Annotated in this window: 19 protein-coding genes and 1 tRNA gene; 6 read left to right on the top strand and 14 right to left on the bottom strand. The window is 61.9% G+C overall.

The features are described 5' to 3' along the window. Nucleotides 1–30: 30 nt before the first annotated feature. The 12 genes from P3W85_RS41905 to P3W85_RS41850 all read right to left on the bottom strand — a co-directional run bounded on the left by P3W85_RS41905 (nt 31) and on the right by P3W85_RS41850 (nt 10,348). Nucleotides 31–555, bottom strand: coding sequence for a hypothetical protein (locus P3W85_RS41905; protein WP_276269148.1), 525 nt, complete (start codon nt 553–555; stop codon nt 31–33). Between the two features lies 1 nt (nt 556). Continuing rightward, complete coding sequence (locus tag P3W85_RS41900) at nt 557–1,015, bottom strand: hypothetical protein (RefSeq protein WP_276269147.1); 459 nt, start codon at nt 1,013–1,015, stop codon at nt 557–559. Further along, nucleotides 1,015–1,365 (bottom strand): hypothetical protein, encoded by a 351-nt coding sequence (locus P3W85_RS41895; protein WP_276269146.1) that lies wholly within the window; start codon nt 1,363–1,365, stop codon nt 1,015–1,017. The genes P3W85_RS41900 and P3W85_RS41895 overlap by 1 nt, the downstream gene beginning before the upstream one ends. Before the next feature lie 357 nt (nt 1,366–1,722). Then, a complete protein-coding gene (locus P3W85_RS41890; RefSeq protein ID WP_276269145.1) occupies nt 1,723–2,010 on the bottom strand; it encodes a hypothetical protein in 288 nt (95 codons plus the stop codon). 121 nt (nt 2,011–2,131) lie between these two features. After that, nucleotides 2,132–2,722 carry a hypothetical protein gene (locus tag P3W85_RS41885; protein ID WP_276269144.1) on the bottom strand — a complete coding sequence of 197 codons (591 nt, stop codon included), beginning with the start codon at nt 2,720–2,722 and terminating at the stop codon, nt 2,132–2,134. 28 nt (nt 2,723–2,750) lie between these two features. Next, entirely contained in the window at nt 2,751–3,530 is a 780-nt protein-coding gene (locus tag P3W85_RS41880; RefSeq protein ID WP_276269143.1) for a hypothetical protein, read from the bottom strand. Next, nucleotides 3,517–3,957 (bottom strand): DUF2628 domain-containing protein, encoded by a 441-nt coding sequence (locus P3W85_RS41875; protein ID WP_276269142.1) that lies wholly within the window; start codon nt 3,955–3,957, stop codon nt 3,517–3,519. The genes P3W85_RS41880 and P3W85_RS41875 overlap by 14 nt, the downstream gene beginning before the upstream one ends. A gap of 6 nt (nt 3,958–3,963) precedes the next feature. Next, nucleotides 3,964–4,788, bottom strand: a complete 825-nt coding sequence (locus P3W85_RS41870; RefSeq protein ID WP_276269141.1) for a hypothetical protein — start codon at nt 4,786–4,788, stop codon at nt 3,964–3,966. Between the two features lie 176 nt (nt 4,789–4,964). After that, entirely contained in the window at nt 4,965–5,612 is a 648-nt protein-coding gene (locus tag P3W85_RS41865; RefSeq protein ID WP_276269140.1) for a hypothetical protein, read from the bottom strand. A 411-nt stretch (nt 5,613–6,023) separates the two neighbouring features. Beyond that, entirely contained in the window at nt 6,024–6,851 is an 828-nt protein-coding gene (locus tag P3W85_RS41860) for a hypothetical protein (RefSeq protein ID WP_276269139.1), read from the bottom strand. 28 nt (nt 6,852–6,879) lie between these two features. Beyond that, the gene (locus tag P3W85_RS41855) at nt 6,880–7,113 is read right to left on the bottom strand and encodes a hypothetical protein (protein ID WP_276269138.1); all 234 of its coding nucleotides are present in this window, start codon (nt 7,111–7,113) and stop codon (nt 6,880–6,882) included. Between the two features lie 244 nt (nt 7,114–7,357). Then, entirely contained in the window at nt 7,358–10,348 is a 2,991-nt protein-coding gene (locus P3W85_RS41850) for a WG repeat-containing protein (protein ID WP_276269137.1), read from the bottom strand. A gap of 708 nt (nt 10,349–11,056) precedes the next feature. On the opposite strand from P3W85_RS41850, the gene P3W85_RS41845 reads away from it, so the two are divergent. The 3 genes from P3W85_RS41845 to P3W85_RS41835 all read left to right on the top strand — a co-directional run bounded on the left by P3W85_RS41845 (nt 11,057) and on the right by P3W85_RS41835 (nt 13,325). Then, nucleotides 11,057–11,209 (top strand): hypothetical protein, encoded by a 153-nt coding sequence (locus tag P3W85_RS41845; RefSeq protein ID WP_276269136.1) that lies wholly within the window; start codon nt 11,057–11,059, stop codon nt 11,207–11,209. Between the two features lie 619 nt (nt 11,210–11,828). Beyond that, nucleotides 11,829–12,359 (top strand): hypothetical protein, encoded by a 531-nt coding sequence (locus P3W85_RS41840; protein ID WP_276269135.1) that lies wholly within the window; start codon nt 11,829–11,831, stop codon nt 12,357–12,359. A 57-nt stretch (nt 12,360–12,416) separates the two neighbouring features. After that, nucleotides 12,417–13,325 carry a tetratricopeptide repeat protein gene (locus tag P3W85_RS41835; protein WP_276269134.1) on the top strand — a complete coding sequence of 303 codons (909 nt, stop codon included), beginning with the start codon at nt 12,417–12,419 and terminating at the stop codon, nt 13,323–13,325. Between the two features lie 669 nt (nt 13,326–13,994). On the opposite strand, the gene P3W85_RS41830 is transcribed toward P3W85_RS41835, so the two are convergent. After that, nucleotides 13,995–14,081: transfer RNA gene (locus P3W85_RS41830), tRNA-Leu, on the bottom strand. A 173-nt stretch (nt 14,082–14,254) separates the two neighbouring features. Here P3W85_RS41830 and P3W85_RS41825 point away from each other — a divergent pair. Next, nucleotides 14,255–14,821, top strand: a complete 567-nt coding sequence (locus P3W85_RS41825) for a GNAT family N-acetyltransferase (RefSeq protein ID WP_276269133.1) — start codon at nt 14,255–14,257, stop codon at nt 14,819–14,821. A gap of 63 nt (nt 14,822–14,884) precedes the next feature. Here the strand turns inward: P3W85_RS41825 and P3W85_RS41820 are convergent, their stop codons facing one another. Beyond that, nucleotides 14,885–15,655, bottom strand: a complete 771-nt coding sequence (locus tag P3W85_RS41820) for a CPBP family intramembrane glutamic endopeptidase (protein ID WP_276269132.1) — start codon at nt 15,653–15,655, stop codon at nt 14,885–14,887. Between the two features lie 385 nt (nt 15,656–16,040). Here P3W85_RS41820 and P3W85_RS41815 point away from each other — a divergent pair, with 385 nt between their 5' ends. Both P3W85_RS41815 and ilvD read left to right on the top strand, forming a co-directional pair. Continuing rightward, on the top strand, nt 16,041–16,409 hold the full coding sequence (locus tag P3W85_RS41815) for a c-type cytochrome (protein WP_017226587.1): 369 nt from the start codon (nt 16,041–16,043) through the stop codon (nt 16,407–16,409). 242 nt (nt 16,410–16,651) lie between these two features. After that, on the top strand, nt 16,652–18,498 hold a 1,847-nt coding region (gene ilvD / locus P3W85_RS41810; protein ID WP_276269131.1), incomplete at its 3' end, for a dihydroxy-acid dehydratase.

Genomic DNA, 18,498 nt, shown 5'->3' with positions numbered 1-18,498 from the left:
ATGCTCAGCCGCCGGAGACCACGTTCGCACTCAAATCCGCTGTATCCGGATCGAACGCAGCCGGACCTGTTTCGCATCTCGCGCAAAGGTGAATATCGGGCCAACAAAGATCCAGTCATGCGGGCCGCGCTCGCACAATGCCGGCGTCCACCGCAGCTCCGGCGACAGCATGCCGCCAACGTCCACGCCCAGGCGTCGCGAGACTTCCGCAATAGGCATGCCGACACGCACGCCATTCGGCATGGCGGACGCCGGCCCGGTAGCAACAAGTGTTTCCACCTCTCGCGTCGAGGCTTTCACGTCAAGCTGCAGACCGGGATAGCGCCACCGGTCTACCTGAAAGGCGCCTGCCGTGCCCGGCACAGTCAACCGCTGGATGTTGTCGGGCTTGCCGAGCGCGCGCCGGGCCGCCGCTGCATCCTGCCGGTATTGAATGCCGTGGATGGCCAACAGCCGTTGCGGATAGCAATAGTCAGGCGACGCAGGCTCGGCGTGCGCGAGGGATGCGCAGGCTAACCACACGAGGCCGGAAAATCCCAAGCCGGCCGGAAACATGTCAGGCTGAAGCGGGTGACGGCAAACGTTTACGAAACGCATCAATGCACAATGGAAGATCTTCGGTGCGAAGTTCGCCAAGGTGGATACGGATTCGCTGCGGCTTCGAATCTGCTGGTTGGCCGTGCTTTCGGTAGTAAACGACGACAAGCTTGTCGCTCACTTCACTGCTTGTTACTTCGCTGTAAAGCACCGTGTGCCACCCGCCGGCGAGCGCCAACTTCGTTTCGAAATAGTCCGCGTCAAACCGGAGATACACGCTTGACCGCTTGAAGATGCCAATCGCGATGAACATGACGGATACCGTGACAAAGCTTCCTATGCCGGCTCCGCCAAAATTGGCCGCCAGGAAAAGCGCCACCACAATAAACACGCAGCCAAATCCGATCATCATATTTGCTCGACGGTCGGCCTGAAATGCGAGGGCCGTCGAGACTGGGGACGAGACGTTGTCAGCCATCACGTATCCCGCGACGAATCTGCCGAGGACGACACCAAAGCCGCAGCCGCGCGACGTCGGGCATCAAGATCATTGGCGCTGGGGTCGGACTGGATGATCTTTCGTCCACCGATGGCGCCAATCAGACCCAGTGGAACAAATGGGACAGATCCGATGATGACCAGGGTGCCGCCGAGCTTCTTCTTGCCCGCGCCAGCAAGGATGAGCCCAAGTACGGAGATGGCCAGGAATGTTCCTAGAATTGCCGCGGCTACATCCAGGAAGGAGCTGCCTCCCTCGGAATATTGGCCGGAGAGAAAGGCCAGCCCTGCAATGATGTTTGCGATAACGCCGCCTATGGCCAGGCCCATTTAAATATCCTTTAGAAATCTCTGTGCAATCAGTGCGTAGTATATTGCTGCAAACCGCAACGATCAATGAGATAAATCCTAAAGACAGTGAGATAAATCCTAAAGACGCGTGCTTCCTGACGGGCATGCATGCCAATTGCTACGCGGCCGGAGCGAAAGTTGCCGGACGGAACTCGCACCCGCTGAAAGACAGCGCCTTGGCACGGCGCACGGCACAGTAAGATTAGCGAGTTCGCTTCAAGGGAATTTGACGTGTTTCACCGGCATCCAGGCACCTCTGCGCGAGCTTCGGGCTGACGTGGGTGTCGCCCCTTGTCCTTTGCCAGGGTGCGCCCGTGGAGTTGTCGAATTCCCACGTCACCAGGTACCGCCATTGCGCGTGGGAAACATGCACCCCTGCGTTTTACCCCACAGCGTGAGCACGAACAGGCTAACGAACAAGACGACCACGCCGCAAGAGCCAAGCAGGATCAGTCGCGAAAACGGCTTGGACACGCTGCGGCAGATCTCAAAGAAGCTCTCGGACGACTTCATATCGATACCGCGCTTCCTGTCGTGCCATTCCATGGCAAGTGCCATAGTGACAATGATCACGCCGATGACCACAAAAATGGCGATCCTGATCGCCTGAATACGTTCGCACATGATGCTCTCTGGCAGGGAACAGGCTGGCTCGATGTTTGCCTTCACCGTGTCGGAGGTCGATCCGACGCCGCTCCTGCTTCGCGTTGACGTGACCCTCCCGGCGAGTGCGACATGGCGTGTCCTACGAAGACAAGCGCGTGTCCTGGCAATCGTAAGGACGGTTTTCTCTATGCTTCGCGCAGATATACAAGGTGTCCCGCTCATCAATGACACCCTGCAACTTGCAGAACTCATCAATGCAAGGCTTATAGGATGTTGGAATGTAACTAACCGCCCGGTTGTTCTTATCGACGATCCAAACGGTACGAAGTCCATCGAATGCCGCGAAACGGCTATTCTCTGCGAACGCGACACTGTCCGTCGAGAGCATCCCATCAGCGGTGTCGTGCGCGATACGTCCCTGGACCGTGCCCCACGTGCTGGGATTCGAAACATTCCGCAGCAACGACCAATGGGGCGTCAAATCGTCTAGCTCCTGCGGACCGACACGCGCCAGGCGCAGCGAGGTAAATACATCGTCTCGCGTCCCTTCGGGGCAATCCCGCAGGTCGCTTGCCCACGTCAGGCCCAGGAGACCGGTATGCTCGCGGAAGCATTTCACACGATAGTCATTGTTCCAGTCACCCAACCGGCCAAATGACAATGTTCGAGCCTCCTGCGGCGAGTGCAGTGGCGCGTAGCGGAAGTCGTAGCCCTCGCGGGTGAAGGACATGCCGCTGACCAAGGTATGCCACACGCGGTCACGTACGCCGGCCCCGTCCTCGCGTCCGCCTTTGCTTCCCGGCAGCGGCTGGCGTGCGATAGTCCATCGCCTTGCGTGTCGACGAGCCGGCGCCCAGCCGCGCTTCGTCGAGCGCCGCCCTTTTATGGCCTGACGTCCGCTTTCTCTGATCATGGGCCTTCGCCTTGACCTTGACCTTGGACGCGGCCGCAATCGCGTGCGTATTTCCGTTTGCCTTCCATGGCGCATCAAGGCTCCGATAACCACGGGTAGAGAGTTTGTGGACCTTGACCTGGGTCACGCGTTGAAGCCGGCGCCTCAACCTGCCTATCCAGTAGATGTTGGTGTCATCGAGATCGAAGATCACGTCGGGCATCAACTCGCTTGAAACGAACAGCTCCAGCAAAGTGGACCAATGCCTCGCGTTTCGCCAGTACTCCCGGAAGCCCAGGAATCTGACCCGTTCCCATGGCACGGCGCCCGTTTGCGGCGACCATATCCCTTCCGGTCTCACCTCCAGCAGGATCCGTCGCTGCCTGCGAAGGGCGGGGAGCAGCGCGCACGCCGAAAAGGGGACCAGAAGAAACAACATGAGCGCCAGAAAGGAACCCCACCCAGGCTGCGGGCGGCTAGCCTCGTCGACGACGATGAACACCGCGGTCGCGATCGCCATCGGCGCTCCCACCAGGACGTAGAACCAGAAGAACAGGCGCCATTCACGGATGATGATGGGATGCTTCAGGTATCGATGGTCTGGCGCAGGGGGGCGGGACTCACGACGGCGTTCAAGGCGAGGCATGTGTGGATCCCTCTGCAGGTTCTGCCCGCGCGCGCCGTCGATTGGCGCGCTTTTGCTTCTTGGCCTGGTGCGCCTGTCGATACGCGCTCAACGCTTCTTCCTCTGACTCCGCAAATAGGCGGGCCACCTGCCTATAGCCCCGGCGCATGTAGCTAGCGTGCTGCATGCGATTGCCGGTGAGGCCAAGTGCGATGGCCATCACGAATGCAACGGTGCTGAACCATAAATTCACGCGGTCAGCGAGCCAGCCGCCGCACAACTCGAGCAAGGCACAGCCCAGCATCACGGCCGCGCAGTAGCCGACGGCACGCCATTGGCGCTGCCATAGCGCCCAGAACGGCCCGTACCGGAAGGCGGGCCAACTCCAGCCCGCTTTAACGGCGACAAGCCGACCGCTTCCATGTCTGAGGATGGCATGATCATGCATGGGGAGTCAGGGCGTAGCGTTGTGCGGAGAGACAGATAGCGCATCCATGACGGACGGCGAAGGTGGTGGCTTCCGCTGTTTGCACGTCAGCGCTGCCGGCGATGCCGAGTCCGCCTCGACACTTCGATCGAGCGATGACGGCTTCCGGCCCCAGGGGTCGATGCGGTCGACCGCCATGAGCGACGTGCCGAAGATGCTCTGGCAGATGGTCAACTGAAGCCGATCTCCCGGACGCGACGCTTCAATGACGCGGTCATCAGTGGGGCCGCGAACGTAGAGTTTTCCTTCCGGGCCAATGATCCTGGTCCGTCGGTCGCACGTCGTGCTCCTGCGGCCAGACCTGCCCGATGTTGTGGTACACGACACACTCGATTCGAGTAGCGTCGCACTCTTTTCTATACGGAATCCCGCATGGACATTGATCGCGTTCAGGATGACGTGTTGGTCACTGAGAAAGCCGACGCAACAGGCGAAGAGCGATATCGGCACCAGAATCTCTACAGGGAAAAGCGCCGGTGATGTCTTCCTGCCCAGCCAACTTGCCAGCCGGTAGACGGCATACGCCACGTGCGTCATGCACAGCAGCAGCAAACCTCGCCAGAGCCAGGTCGAGTACGGGGCGTAGCGCATCGGCCTATCCAACTGAGCGCCCAGGGTCTCGCTGGCGATCATCGGCAGGTAGCCGACAATCAGCCCAGGCCCGACTAGCGCAAGTACCACCAACAGCACCACCGGTATCCGATAGAGCATCTTCCAGTTCAATGGCTCGACGGATGGAGACGTCGCTTTGCTTTCTTTCGAGTCCGTTGCAGGGGAAGGTCGCACGGCCATTTTCTCTCTGTGACAAGAACGGAGTCAGATTCGCTTCCTGAACTCGTTCTCGCTGGTTCATCCGCTTATCGGCCATCGCATCGAAGCAAACCTGGCCTCGTTCTCTATTCTTGGAACCCTCCACGGTTTCCTGCGATGAACCAGAATAAGCGCATCCAGGGCAACTCGTCAGGCGCTTAAGGATGGCGGCGGCTGAAGATCAGGCGGCAAGCAAAGATCGCGAACATCGGGAGAAAGTACAGCTTTTCACGGGCAACCCCGAAGGCCAGTATGGCAAGCGCCATGACCAGACATCCAACCAGTATCGCGATGCCGAGCGTTCTGGCTTTCCATGAGCCATAAAAATAGCTTTGCAGGGGAACCTGCCCTGGATGGCGCGCACGCCAGTCCGCCATGGCCGCGGCGAAGCTGGTGTAGAAGGCCCCGTACCCGGGGGTCTTGCGGTCTCCTTGCAGCAACAACGTCCAGCGTCCCTGCCGTTCCAGTTTGATGTAGTCATCCAGGTTGTAGCCCGTGATACTGCTGAAGGGGATGCTGCCGTAGTGCTGGAAGGTGAGCTGATCGCCCTCGATGCGCGCGACTTCTCGAAGGGGCGGATAGGTCTTGAAGGCCAGGATCAGCGGCAGGGCGCAGCAAAGCACCGCCAGGCCCAGCACCATGAGCAAGCCTCCCGTGCTCGTGACGGGTATCGCCAGAAACAGAACCAAGGGCGAAAGTGGGCCGGCGAACACGGCCGCCTGGTGCCAACGGGTTCGGATGACGACGTTGGCTGACATTGTCTCAGCCGGGACTGGCGTCGTGGTCTTGTCGCGGGTAAGGCTCATGGTCCAGGTGTGCAAGCGATGGTTTTTTCTGTTCGAAGAACGGGGATCGTGAAGACCGGGATCGGGTTCACTTTTAGCGTGGTGGCCCATCAGGAGCCTGCGGCAAGCCAGTTATGGCGGGCGGGGCGGTTCGACGTGCGGCGTCGGTAAAAATGCACGCGTCTCACCATGCAGTCTGCCTGTGCCGGCAATCTGTCCCGCATCGTTGATGTCTGAAGCGTTCCTCAGCACCCAGCCGGAATCGTGCAAGTGTGGCCTGCGGGGACGCGGCCGTCCATAAGACACGTCTGAAAATGCCTAGGAAATGTCTTCATTCTTCCAATACCGAAGAAATGTCTCAATACCGTCTGATGCACAGACGATGACTACAACTCAAGCTCGCCATGTGCAAGGCTGCCCAGCCCTGAATCCCTATTGGGGCGGTGGGCGCTTTGCGCGTTTCCTGGCTTTCGCTCGTGGCATCGCGAGCGACGATGGAAGCTCAGGCAGGCAGCGACGCGCAGCGTCTTGTTCCTTGGGCGTGAGCCGCCGCCAGATTGGGTCGTCGTCGGTTTTCCAGTGCGTTGGCAGCCCTGTTTCGAGATCCAGTCGATAAGTGACGCCGCTGCGGGCCGGGGTTTCGAGCTGGCTCTGTGCATCGTGTTCCTCGGGCGTGAGTCGCCGCCAGACGGGGGCATTCCCGCTCGTGGGGTGGCGGCGCTCCCGGTAGGCGACGGCGAACGCTGCCAATACTGGGCCAAATGCAGCGCCGATGAAGACGCCTGCGGTGGTCAGGAGAGGGATGTTGTAGCTGCCGCCGGAGCGGAAAAAGTAGGCGTGGCGCCAGAATTCCCCACCGTCCACGCCGAGGGCCGAAATCAGTAGTTCGGGCAGTTCCACCATGAAGAACATCAAGAGCGGGATGGCCAGCGCCAGGGCGAGCAGACCGAAAACCACCCGGATCGCGGTGCCCAAGTTGCGCGATGCGGCGTAAGCCAAAGCAGGTAAGCCGACGAGCACCACCGAGGCTAGCACGCCACAGCATGCCCCGATGAAAAAGAGGCCGGCCCAAGCGAGCCACAATGACCGCATATCGGCGGGCGCGAGGATCACAAGCGCCAGCAGCACCGTGATGGCGGTAGCCCACAGCAAGTGCTTGCGGCGGGTCCTGGGCAGACCCGCTTCGAAGATCAAGGCGCTCCCCATGATCAACAGCCCGGCGATGCCTGCAACGACAAGGGTGTAAAGGAAGAAGAACATGGGGCTATTGTTTCAGGATCGGTCTGGTTCACTGCGAGCCGGATTCTGAGGCAGAAGCCGGGGCATCGGGTTCGTGGGTCAATGCAATGTTTGGCACCAACGTTTCGCTGGCTTCCTGGAGCCGGGTTTCTTCCACGGGATACATCGCCCGGGCCCGATTGCGATAAAGACATTCGGCGGCAAGCAGCGTTCCTTGCTGCCCCTTCTCGCGAGTGTCGCGCCAGATCTCGTTGATACGCAGCACCTTGTCGCGTTCGCGCACGAAGCGGTGATGCTTCTGGTAGACGTGATAATGAACATCCCTTCCTTGGCATAGATACGTTGGGTGTGTCGACTGAAATAGACATGCGTCATTTTCTTTGGACGGTGCAGATTCAACGCAAGAAAAGGGCAGAAGCAGATAACAACACCAAAATCGAGTGCAATGAGCCAAACATCTTGCGGACCGGACGTTGCTGGGCGGGGAAGCGACGTCCGGCATGTTCCTCTGTACCGTCAACAACATGCTAATGGCACTTCCTTTGCTTCGCCGCTTCGGCGGGCCACTGCACCCGGCCGTCGGCATCGAGAATCACCGGCTCGCGCCCGCATAGCCAGGCGCTGTGCACCAGCAGCTTGCCGCTCGTATCGATCATGCCGATGTTGTCCTTGACCACCACGACAGCGCGGCCTTGGGCGAAGGGTCGCGCCTGCTCGAATACCGGAGGAATGGCGACTTTGCCCTGACGGTTCAGAAAGCCCGTCCGGGTGGGCGGGTCTTCTGCATCGTTTTCCGGAGCCGTGCGTTTGCGCCGTTGCGCCGGATGGCGAGCGGACACCTGGCTGAACGCGGCATAGCCTTCGCTCATGCGCCCGATTTCCTGGTAGGGATATTGGCCCAGCACCTTGCCAGACCGGTCAGCCAGGGCGACAGCGTTCTTCCCCCGAGCACGGCTGGGCGTGAAAGCGATGATGTCCTCGGAGAAACCGCTGGTCGAAGGCAATCGCCCGGGAAGGCGCACGCGTTCCTTGAAGTCGAAGCCGTAGAACACGGTGACTACACCCTCCGAGCGCGTGTACTCGGTGCTTGACCACCACCATTGCGACGGATCGCCGTGCGCGATGGCAAGCGGCAGCGGCGCACTCGCCGTGGAGCGCCGCCCCTGGAGGTCGATCAGCACACGCTCCGCACCGGAACGCGTCTGCTCATAGGGCAGGTCACGCCTCCGTGGCCGCGCCAGCGTCGCCAGCGGCGCCGACCACTCTCCCCGGGCATCGAGGAGGCCGTACTGCGCAGGCTCTTTCACCACGAAGATATTTACTAACTGTTCCACGAAGATCTTTCCTAACTGCTCAATGTCTTCGTACTGCACTGCAAGCAGCACCTGGCCATCCGGCGCCATCAGCCCCTTGAACTTTTCATCCATGGTCAACTGCAACATGCCGTGCTTGGCATCGTACTCAATGTCGCTGTAGCCGGGTACCAGCAGCTCCCGGCCTTTCGCGTCCAGCCAGCCGAACAGACGGCCAGAGATGTCGCCGTCGTGGAACCTGACTGCGCTTCGCCAACCGACCAGACGGCCGTTCGCGTCCAGGACCGGATCGAGGCGGCTGTCGAAACGCGGCGGCACGGCCCACTCGCCCTTGTCGTCCAGCAGACCCCAACGCAAGCCGTCCGGGTCACTGGCGCTGACCAGGCCTTCGTGGAAATCCTTGAGGTCCACCTTGCCGGGGAAGGTGATCCGGGTTATTTGCCCGGTCGCCAGATCCAGGCGAACAAGCGGGTCATCGGGATTGCCGGGAGAACCAATGAAAGCATCCTGGCTCACGCGCGTGATTCGCTGCACATCCCTGGGCAACACATGGCTCTTGCCATCGCGCTCCACCACCATCGGGTGCATGCCGTTCGAGGCAAGCGCGGCGCCATCCTGAAAAGGGTTCAAGTAGTCGTAGTACTGTGGCTGGACGACCCACTGGCCGCGCCCGTCGATGGCGCCCCAACGGCGACGCGCGGAGGGGTCGTCACCCGAGAAGGACATCACAAACGGCTCATCGGGCGGTTCGCGGGTGGACATCACCAACGGTCCCTCGAGCGGCTTGCCGCCAGGGCCGCCGGGGTAGCTGGAGACAAAGTGGCTCATTTCGCCGTAGCCCCATTCGGGATTGAAAACGAGTTGGCCGTCCCGGGTGATGATCTGCGTCTTTTCCCTCCCTATGCCCCACCGTACCACCACGGCCAGAGGCAGCAGATCCAGGTGACTGCGCTCCGTGGCGGCCTCGCCGGAAGGCACGAGGCTCACCGTATCCCCTACCATCAACGCCTGATCGCCTTGCAATGCACGGTCTTCGCTTGACACCACCCGGCGGCCCGTCGTGTCGAAGATGTCGAATTGCAGCCGCACTTGCGTACCCTCGGTGGCCCGCCCGATCAGCATGAGATGGGTGCCGGAGGCATAGGCACCGGGTGCGGAGATATGGCTGCGAACCATGCCCGTCCGGGCATGGAATGCCCAGCTCCGCTCGCAACCCGCCACGACACTCCATTGCGCCGTCTCTACCGACAATGCGACCGACACCTCGCGCAGGCTTGGGCAAGTGGCCGCGGGCAACAATACTCGTCCGTCTCGGCCAATGATGTCGCTGCCAGCCTTTCCCGCATAGGTGGCCTGGTAGCCGCCCCAGGCCTGCCGCGTTATCCGCTCGTACTTCGGGGGGAGTACGAACCGGCCCTGCCGGTCAATCAGCCCAACGCTACGTCCGGACAGGCTGTCGCCCTCGGCATCCCCGCCCGCCGGTTCGGCCGTCTGTGCGATGGCCAGGCCCTCTTGAAATAGCCCGATCGATGCGAAGCGCGCGGGCACCGTCCAGCGCCCCTGGATGTCCATCGTTCCCCAGAGCGCATCGCGGCCGTTCTGCTCACGCAGTACCGTAGAAAGGAGGCCTTCGCCTGCATCGTATAAGGACTTCATGGCCTCGGGCGCCGGGAACAGCCCGTCATCGCGATGCCAGAGCCAGCGGGCGCCTTGGCGCCTGGCGTGGTAGAGCCCCCGGGCGTCCGGGGCTACGTCGATCTCCAGGCCGGCCTCGAAACGCTTGACCACCTGTCCGCGTCGATCGATCAGCAGATAGCCCTGTCCACGCTCGCTGACCATGGCCGTCTCACCCTGAAAGGGCCCGGCTTGCTCGTAGGCCGGGGCGATTACCCATTGGCCATGGCGGTCGATGTAGCCCCAACTGCCGTCCTCCTCCTCCTTGGCGGCGGCCAGGCCGGTGGCGAAACCATTGACATAGTCGAAGCTGGGAGGAATCACCAGTTCACTGGTCTTGTCGACAAAGCCCCAACGCTCCCCCAACTCGACAGCCGCCAAGCCTTCCGAAAAGTCACCCGCATTGGCAAAACGCGGCTCTCCGGCCAACTTGCCGAACTTGTCCATGAAGCCCCAGGCGCCACCGATCTTGAAGCACGCCATGTCCTCATGCACGTCGCACAAGTATTCGATGGCCGAGCGATCGCTCAATGGCTCCTCGCCAGGCTCCGCCCGCGCCGGGCCGCTGGCCAGCGCCAGCCAGAACAGCGCTATCGAAGCGCACCATCCCGTCAGCTTGTGCCGGCGGGCACTCGGGAGAGCCAACCATGAGGATCGCGATGAAGTCATACACCGAGGTGTCCGGAGAAATTCAAAACAAACCTGCGACAGGCCATCTACCGGTCAGGGCAGATCCACTGCGTGTGCCGTGTCCCTCGGGTACATCGGAAAGTAGAGCCAATCCGTCTCGTCGGCTGCTGCGCTGGGAGCCGATGCCAGTGCCAACAGACTGCCTGCTGCCAGCCATCGCCGGAGGATGCTTTTCATCGCGGAGTCCACTGCGTCACAACGGACATCGGTCACCAGGGAAGCAAGACGCCGGCATATCGACCCCATGTACGCGTGACGCATGCTCTTGCGGTTCGCAAAAGCCCTCTACGCCGCACCCTCCAACAACTTGCAAGCGCATCGCATTGCCCATTGATAACGTTCCTTCCATGAAGGCCTCGAAGTCCACGCATACCGACGACCTCGCCATCCTTTGCATAGGCGGTGAAATCATAGATGGTGAAATAAGCGGCTTCAAAGCGCACGTCCCTGCAAACGAAACCTCCCACTATAGTCTCGCTCCGCCAGTCTGACTATGAGACGAATCCGAAAGATCATTCTGAAAACGGCCACGGCCTTTCGACGTCCACGATGTCCGGGAAGACGCGGGAGCATCTGTTCAACTTCTGGGGCCTGCTGGACGAGTTGCTCAACCTGGTGCTGTTTGGCCTGATCGGACTGGGGATCATCGTGCTGTCCCTGCCGGACTTCCACGGCCGCGAAATGCTGGTCGGCGTAACTTAGCTGGTGGTGGTGTTCAGCTTGCTGATACAAGCCACGGCCCTGGTGCGGCTGGCGAGACATCTGAGTGGTGCATCTGCCGAATGATGGTCCGCCGTTGGATCACGTGCGTAGTCATCGGGATCGCCCAGCACTGTCCAATGGCGGATGAGTTGGACAGGGAAAGAGAAGAAAATTCGATGACACTTTCAGATTTATCTCATAGACCCAGGCGGTGTGTAGCGATTAGCATGCTTCCCTGATTTGGGATCGTGAAGCGTGCGCTCCTATGCAACCGGCCTCCGACAACGAACAGTCTGGAAACGCAGGGCGCTTGAGGGCACACGCATCTCAGTGCGGTGACACCTAAAACGAACGAGAGAGGAATCCGTGACAGTGGGGAGCAGTAGATCGTGGACTGGGGCCAGGATTCCCATTGCGATCGGCATGGTTGAGGCTTGGCGGCAAGCCGCTTGCATCATGGTGATAGCCGCTTTGGCAGGCGGTTGCGCCACTGCGCCAGGAGATCGTGCGAACTCGGTGATAACGGTGCAAAACACTGCCGAGTCACGAGGACCCAAGCGGGCGCCGGCGCCTGATTATCGTGCGCTCGCCGTCGACGGCCAGGCTTACCTGTGGTTGGATGCCGATCAAGCCGAGAAAACTGGAGTTGTTCAGTTCGGGCTTGTCGGAAGATCGATGGCATCAGATGCTGGGGCCCATTCATCGCGTTATCTGGCCGATCGGCGCGCATGCTCCCGGGCGGGATTGGCGAGAGGCTTTCAACGCGCGTCCGGTCGAAGCCACGCTACCTGGCGACGGCGCCTTCCATCTGAGTGAGCAGGAAACCGAGGCGCTCGATGCAGCGGCCGGAGAAGCCTTTCTCCGGCTGACCGCGCACGATCTTCGGGAGACGCTGCCAGCGCTTCGCGCTGAGTCGGACGAAGCGCTCATGGCGCGATTGCGCGTCATCAATCAATCCGCTCTCGATCTTGGCTTCCGCTTGGAAACGCATATCCAGAGGTATATGGAGCTGCGGCTGACGTACCCGGACGAGGCGTTTGCAGCGGACCAGCCGGCCGGGGCGGTGCTGGGCCGCACCGAGTGGGCGCCGCGGCAGCGCCTGGTCGAAGCCGAGCCGCTGCTGAAGCAGCACGCCGTCGCCACGCCGTAGGCGAGGGCCGCCATGTGGAACTTGGTAAAGGTGCGAAGGCAGTCCTATCTTCTTTGGATGGTCTTGGCATTGGCTGGATGCCAGACGTCCACGGAGGGCGATGCCATCGTCGGCACCGAAGGCGACGCGTTCAAGCGCGAACTGTCTGCCGCCGCTGCGGGCGATATGAAGGCGCAAGCGGCTATCGGCATTCGATACGAGGAAGGCGTGGGCGTGGCCGCCGACGAGGAAAAGGCGGCGTACTGGATGCGGAAAGCCGCGGCGCAGGGTGATGCAGCTACCCAAAACCGCCTGGGGCTGCTGATCTACAACAAGCCGAAGGAAGCCGCGCAGTGGTATCGCAAGGCCGCAGAACAGGGGCATGCCCCTGCGCAGGTCAACCTGGGCATCCACTACATGACCGGGGCGGGGGTGAAGCGCGACGACAGCCAGGCGGTTTTCTGGTTCCGCAAGGCCGCCGAGCTAGGCGACGCGGCGGGGCAGAACAATCTGGCTCTCATGCTCAGGAGCGGGCGCGGGGTGCCGCAAAACTGCCCAGAAGCCCTGGCGTGGCTGCAAAAGGCGGTGGCGCCCGACCAGGCCAGCCAAGCGCGGCAATTCTCAGACGCCGCCATGGCCCAGTTGGGCAATATGTATCGCGACGGGGAGTGCGTCGACCGGGATGAAAGGCGTGCCGTCGAGTGGTTTCGCTCGGCGACCGCGCTTGACGGCATGGACGGCGTCTATGGTCTCGCCAAGGCTTATGCGACGGGCCATGGCGTGGAGCAGGACGTGGTAGTGGCCGTGGCGTTGTTCAAAACCATCGAGGGCCAGACCATCGTCGACAGGGACAACAGCCTTTACGAACTCAGCTTCGCCATCGGCTGGGATGCCAGCTTGCGAGCCGACGCACTGGCCCGCGAGATGCGGGAAGAAGGCCGGCTTGAAGCCCTGGCTCGTTACATGGCTGGCAAGGCGCAGGAGTAAGCGGCGGAACGGGGTCAGGTTTGCCGCTCGGCCAAGATGTCGGAAGGTAACCCGTCCCCGTTCTTACGCCTTCGTCGACCCGCTCGCGTTAGGAGTTGTTATGACCAAGCCCCGCAGGCCCAGTCAGAGCCCCAGTGTCGGTGGCACGCAGGTAGGGGAGCTCACACCCGATCGCGTCACCTCGGCCATGGGGCTGCCGAATCGAAAGACCGTCAAGTGGTTGTTGATCCTACTGAGCTGGTTCTTGGTGCCGGTCGATACGGCAAATCCGTCTGGGTGTTCGGGCGGGATGGCCACAGCCTCTACGAGTATGAGCGAGTTCTTTTCGAGCCTCCCTCGTTCTATCGCTGGGACATGATCGACCCGTGATCCTGATGGGCGGGGCTCCATGGGAGCAGCCTGGTAGGCAAAGTACTGCATTCGTTGATGGGACAAGAACGGGGCCCGGCTAACTTCCTGATTGGCCACCGCAGCCGGAACGCGCGCGCTATCCGCAAACTGCCATCTGAGTACATCTCCTTACATCGAACATTTCAATGTATTCAAAAATGTACTCGTTTGCAGGTGGCTTTGGGTGGAACTCGGCAGGCGCCAGAAAACAAGAAAGCCCGCAGCGGCGGGCTTTTTCGAGGATCAGAAGACTTCGTTGGAAGTCCCCGGAAGTGCAAGTGGTGCCCAGGAGAGGACTCGAACCTCCACAGTGTTGCCACCGCTAGGACCTGAACCTAGTGCGTCTACCAATTTCGCCACCTGGGCAAGGTGAGGGGCGCATTGTACCCAAAAGTTCGAGATTTGCAAGTGCTGCCGATGCTGATCCGTTTATGGGAAGCAGAGGGTATCGATTTCCCGGCCAGGAGTGGCCGGGGCTGGTAAGGCGCGCTCATTCAAGTATTCTGTCTCGAACAGACACGCCAGGAGCGGGCAAGAATATGGAGAATCATCGGGACACCATCGAATCGACATCGGCCACAAGCAGTCGCTCCACAGCCAAAGCGCATTCGTCGCCATTGCGCATCGAACAAGCAAGGGTAGACGATGCGCAGGCTGTGGCTTCCGTCCTGCAAGAGGCAGCCCAGTGGCTCGCCGGCACTGGCAGGCCGCTATGGACGCCTTCGGATGTAAGCCACGAGCGCGTGCTTCGCGATACCGTGGCGGGGAACTACTTTGCGGCGCGCGATGGCGGCGACGTTGTTGGCGTCATGCGGTTCGATCTGGAAGACCCGTATTTCTGGCCGGAAATCGAGGCCGGCACATCCGCTTTCGTGCACAAGCTGGCGGTTCGCCGTTCGTGGGCGGGCAAGGGCGTTTCCACCGCGCTGCTCGCTTTTGCCCGCGAGCGTGCGCGAGGTCTCGAGCGCGGGCATCTTCGGCTGGATTGCGTTGCGGACAGGCAGGCGCTGCGAACCCTCTACGAGCGCTTCGGCTTTGCGTTGCACAGCTACCTGGAAAAAGGCGCGCTGTCCTTCGCCCGTTACGAACTTGCGGTGACGGACTGAGTTGATGGCCGTCGCATCTCGACCTGTGAGCTTGGCTTGCTGTTGGGTAAAGGGATGCCACGCTCAAGCCGCATCCGGCGGTGTGTCACTTTTCGTCGTGCCGGCGCCGCGCGCCCGCCACAGCAGCCGTCGCAGCATCCAGGCCCCGGCCAGGCCCAATGGAATGGCTAGCGCCCACACGCCGACCGGTGCTTCCAGCACGGTGTTCTCCGGCTCCAGCGCGGCAGAGATCATGACCCCCGTGTTGATGCCCGCATGCAGGACGATGCCGGGCCAGAGCGAGCGCGTGCGGCAATAGAGCTCGGCTGCGAACAGCCCTACCGCAAACGCGATGACGAACTGGTAGACGTTCAGGTGCGCCACGCCGAAAACGAAGGCCGAATACACGGCGGCATCGGCAGGGCCGTAGCGCCTGAGCATGCCGCGCAGCAAGATGCCGCGGAAGAACATTTCCTCGATGAACGGCGCGATCAGGCAGACCAGCACCCAGATGCCGATGCCGCCGCCCGTCATCTCCGTCAGCATGCGCGCGTCGGCCGCGGACAAGGGGAGCAACGCCTCCAGGCCGATCATCGCCAGCCCGTCGAGCAACAGGATCAGCGGCACCATCAGCAGGATCGGCGGGCCCAGCATGCCGAGCGTGGCGGGCACGCTGGCGGCGCCCTCGTGGAACAGTTTGCGGTAGCTCGATCCGCCGGCATGCAGCATGATGCTGAACACCAGCCCATAGCAGGCCACGCGGATCAGGCTGGCGGCGGCCATCGGCTGCATGCCGCTGCGCAGCAGGGGCGGGCGCAGCAGCATGGTCAGCATCAGTTCGACGAACCAGGCCACGAAGGTGAGCGCCAGTGCCCACTGGAAGGAAATCGCCTGGGTCTGGGTCTGGCCGGTTCGGATTCATGGATCGGGAGCGCCTTCTGAACGATTGGCTGGCGATATCGGATGCCGGGATGGCGCGCAACGGATCCTTGCCGGAATGCCTGCCGGCGGCTTTCCCCGTGTTGTGGCAAGCCGCTTCCATTAACGGCAGCGGCGGTGCGATTCTGTAGGACCGGCGGTTTGTCCGGCTTTGCGTCATCCTCCTTGTGCCGGGCAGTCTGGGCTGGGCACGGGACCGGGACGCGCGCGTAACGCGCGGTACGGGCGCGGATTCCGTTCGCGGCCGGGTATCGTATAAGATACGGCGCTCTTCTCATCCCCGAACAAGCGGATCTGCGCAATGAAAAGAATCGCATTGCTGGCCCTGGCATTGACTGTCCAGACGGCCGCATACGCGGCTGGAGACGTACAGGCCGGTGGAGCGGTATTCGCCAGGAAATGCGCGTCCTGCCACAGCGTCGGACCATCGGCGCGCGGTGCCTTTGGTCCTCAGCTCAATGCCATCTTTGGCAGGGTCGCCGGCGCGACGAGCGACTATCAGTATTCTCCGGAGATGAAAAAATCGGGGATCGTGTGGTCGCAGAAGACGCTCAGCGCGTTTATCCAGTCGCCGAGCAAGGTGGTGCCGGGTACCAGGATGCGATTTTGGGGAATCAGCGACGAACGGCAGATCGAGGACTTGCTGGCATACCTGCACGCGTACAAGTAGCGGGAGCGGCTCCGGTAGCTTGCCGGTCACTCTCGCGGGCGATTGTCCGGAGCGTGCCTGAGCCGCGGGCCTGCGCATGGAACGCGGGTTTGCAGTGTTTCTTCGCCAGGTTCCTCATGAGGCACAAGGGATGCCGAGCGGCAGTTATATTTTCAACGTCTCAATAGCGCGGCAATAATATATTTCACAATCGCCACGAAGTACATTAACCTTGCCGCAAAATGTAATCAAAGAGGCCCCACATGCCAGAATACCGCTCCAGAACGACAACCCATGGCCGCAACATGGCCGGCGCCCGCGCCCTGTGGCGCGCCACCGGCATGAAAGACGATGACTTCGGCAAGCCCATCATTGCGGTGGTGAACTCGTTCACGCAGTTCGTGCCGGGCCACGTGCACCTGCGCGACCTGGGCGCGCTGGTGGCCAAGGAGATCGAAGCCGCCGGCGGCGTCGCCAAGGAATTCAATACCATCGCCGTCGATGATGGCATCGCCATGGGTCACGGCGGCATGCTGTACTCGCTGCCGTCGCGCGAACTGATCGCGGACTCGGTGGAGTACATGGTCAACGCGCACTGTGCCGACGCCATGGTGTGCATCTCCAATTGCGACAAGATCACCCCGGGCATGCTGATGGCCGCCATGCGCCTGAACATCCCGGTGGTCTTCGTCTCCGGCGGCCCGATGGAAGCGGGCAAGGTCAAGTCGCCGGCGGACGGCCAGGTCATCGCCAAGATCGACCTGATCGATGCCATGATCAAGGCGGCCGACCCGAAGGTCAGCGACGCGGAAGTGGCGGAAGTCGAGCGCAGCGCCTGCCCGACTTGCGGCTCCTGTTCTGGCATGTTCACCGCCAACTCCATGAATTGCCTGACCGAGGCCATCGGCCTGGCATTGCCCGGCAATGGCACCATTGTCGCCACACACGCCTGGCGCAAGGGCCTGTTCGAACAGGCTGGCCGTCTGGTGGTGGACCTGTGCCGCCGCTACTACCAGGAAGAAGACGCTTCCGTCCTGCCGCGCAGCATCGCCAGCAAGAGCGCTTTCGAGAACGCCATGGCGCTGGACGTGGCCATGGGCGGATCGACCAATACCGTGCTGCACCTGCTGGCGGCCGCACAGGAAGCCGGCGTGGATTTCACCATGGCCGACATCGACCGCATCTCGCGCAAAGTGCCGTGCCTGTGCAAGGCGGCGCCTGCCACCGACAAATACCATATCGAAGACGTGCACCGCGCCGGCGGCATCATCGGCATCCTGGGCGAACTGGCGCGGGCGGAACTGCTGGACGTGTCCTGCGGCAATGTGCACAGCGGCACCCTGGGCAATGCCATCGCCAAGTGGGACGTCAACGGCGGCGCCGGTGAAGAAGCGCGGAGGTTCTACCGCGCAGCGCCCGGCGGCATTCCCACCACCGTCGCTTTCAGCCAGGAAGCCACGTTCCTGACGCTGGATACCGATCGCAAGACAGGCTGCATCCGCAGCAAGGAAGACGCCTACTCCAAGGATGGCGGCCTGGCCGTGCTGTACGGCAACCTGGCCGAGAAGGGCTGCATCGTCAAGACCGCCGGCGTGGATGAATCGCAATGGGTCTTCGCCGGGCGCGCCCGCGTCTTCGAAAGCCAGGACGACGCGGTCGAGGCTATCCTGGGCGACCAGGTGGTGGCGGGCGATGTGGTGGTGATCCGCTACGAAGGCCCCAAGGGCGGTCCCGGCATGCAGGAAATGCTCTATCCCACGTCCTACCTGAAGTCCAAGGGCCTGGGCAAGACCTGCGCGCTGTTTACCGACGGTCGTTTCTCGGGTGGTTCGTCGGGGCTGGTGATCGGCCATGCGTCGCCGGAAGCGGCCGAAGGCGGCACCATCGGCCTGGTGGAAGACGGCGACGCGATCGAGATCGATATCCCCAACCGCAGGATGCACCTGGCGGTGCCGGAGGAGGAACTGGCGCGCCGCCGGCAGGCCATGCAGGCACGCGGCGACCGGGCCTGGATGCCGGTGGATCGTCAACGCGTGGTGTCGCAAGCCTTGCAGGCCTATGCGGCGCTGGCGACCTCCGCCGACCGCGGCGCGGTGCGGGATCTCTCGCA

The sequence above is a fragment of the Cupriavidus basilensis genome, assembly GCF_029335485.1.
GTDB classification, from domain to species: Bacteria; Pseudomonadota; Gammaproteobacteria; order Burkholderiales; family Burkholderiaceae; genus Cupriavidus; species Cupriavidus basilensis_E.
The sequence above is the reverse complement of the archived record's forward strand: the minus strand, read 5'-3'. Positions and strand labels throughout refer to the sequence as shown.

Coding starts and splice junctions, on each gene's coding strand:
- P3W85_RS41835 (WP_276269134.1), top strand. CDS start 12,417: ATGGTCTTGGCATTGGCTGGATGCCAGACGTCCACGGAGGGCGATGCC.
- P3W85_RS41885 (WP_276269144.1), bottom strand. CDS start 2,722: ATGTCCTTCACCCGCGAGGGCTACGACTTCCGCTACGCGCCACTGCAC.
- P3W85_RS41870 (WP_276269141.1), bottom strand. CDS start 4,788: ATGGCCGTGCGACCTTCCCCTGCAACGGACTCGAAAGAAAGCAAAGCG.
- P3W85_RS41865 (WP_276269140.1), bottom strand. CDS start 5,612: ATGAGCCTTACCCGCGACAAGACCACGACGCCAGTCCCGGCTGAGACA.
- P3W85_RS41900 (WP_276269147.1), bottom strand. CDS start 1,015: ATGGCTGACAACGTCTCGTCCCCAGTCTCGACGGCCCTCGCATTTCAG.
- P3W85_RS41895 (WP_276269146.1), bottom strand. CDS start 1,365: ATGGGCCTGGCCATAGGCGGCGTTATCGCAAACATCATTGCAGGGCTG.
- P3W85_RS41840 (WP_276269135.1), top strand. CDS start 11,829: ATGCCGATCAAGCCGAGAAAACTGGAGTTGTTCAGTTCGGGCTTGTCG.
- P3W85_RS41890 (WP_276269145.1), bottom strand. CDS start 2,010: ATGTGCGAACGTATTCAGGCGATCAGGATCGCCATTTTTGTGGTCATC.
- P3W85_RS41860 (WP_276269139.1), bottom strand. CDS start 6,851: ATGTTCTTCTTCCTTTACACCCTTGTCGTTGCAGGCATCGCCGGGCTG.
- P3W85_RS41905 (WP_276269148.1), bottom strand. CDS start 555: ATGTTTCCGGCCGGCTTGGGATTTTCCGGCCTCGTGTGGTTAGCCTGC.
- P3W85_RS41825 (WP_276269133.1), top strand. CDS start 14,255: ATGGAGAATCATCGGGACACCATCGAATCGACATCGGCCACAAGCAGT.
- P3W85_RS41815 (WP_017226587.1), top strand. CDS start 16,041: ATGAAAAGAATCGCATTGCTGGCCCTGGCATTGACTGTCCAGACGGCC.
- P3W85_RS41880 (WP_276269143.1), bottom strand. CDS start 3,530: ATGCCTCGCCTTGAACGCCGTCGTGAGTCCCGCCCCCCTGCGCCAGAC.
- P3W85_RS41845 (WP_276269136.1), top strand. CDS start 11,057: ATGTCCGGGAAGACGCGGGAGCATCTGTTCAACTTCTGGGGCCTGCTG.
- P3W85_RS41875 (WP_276269142.1), bottom strand. CDS start 3,957: ATGCATGATCATGCCATCCTCAGACATGGAAGCGGTCGGCTTGTCGCC.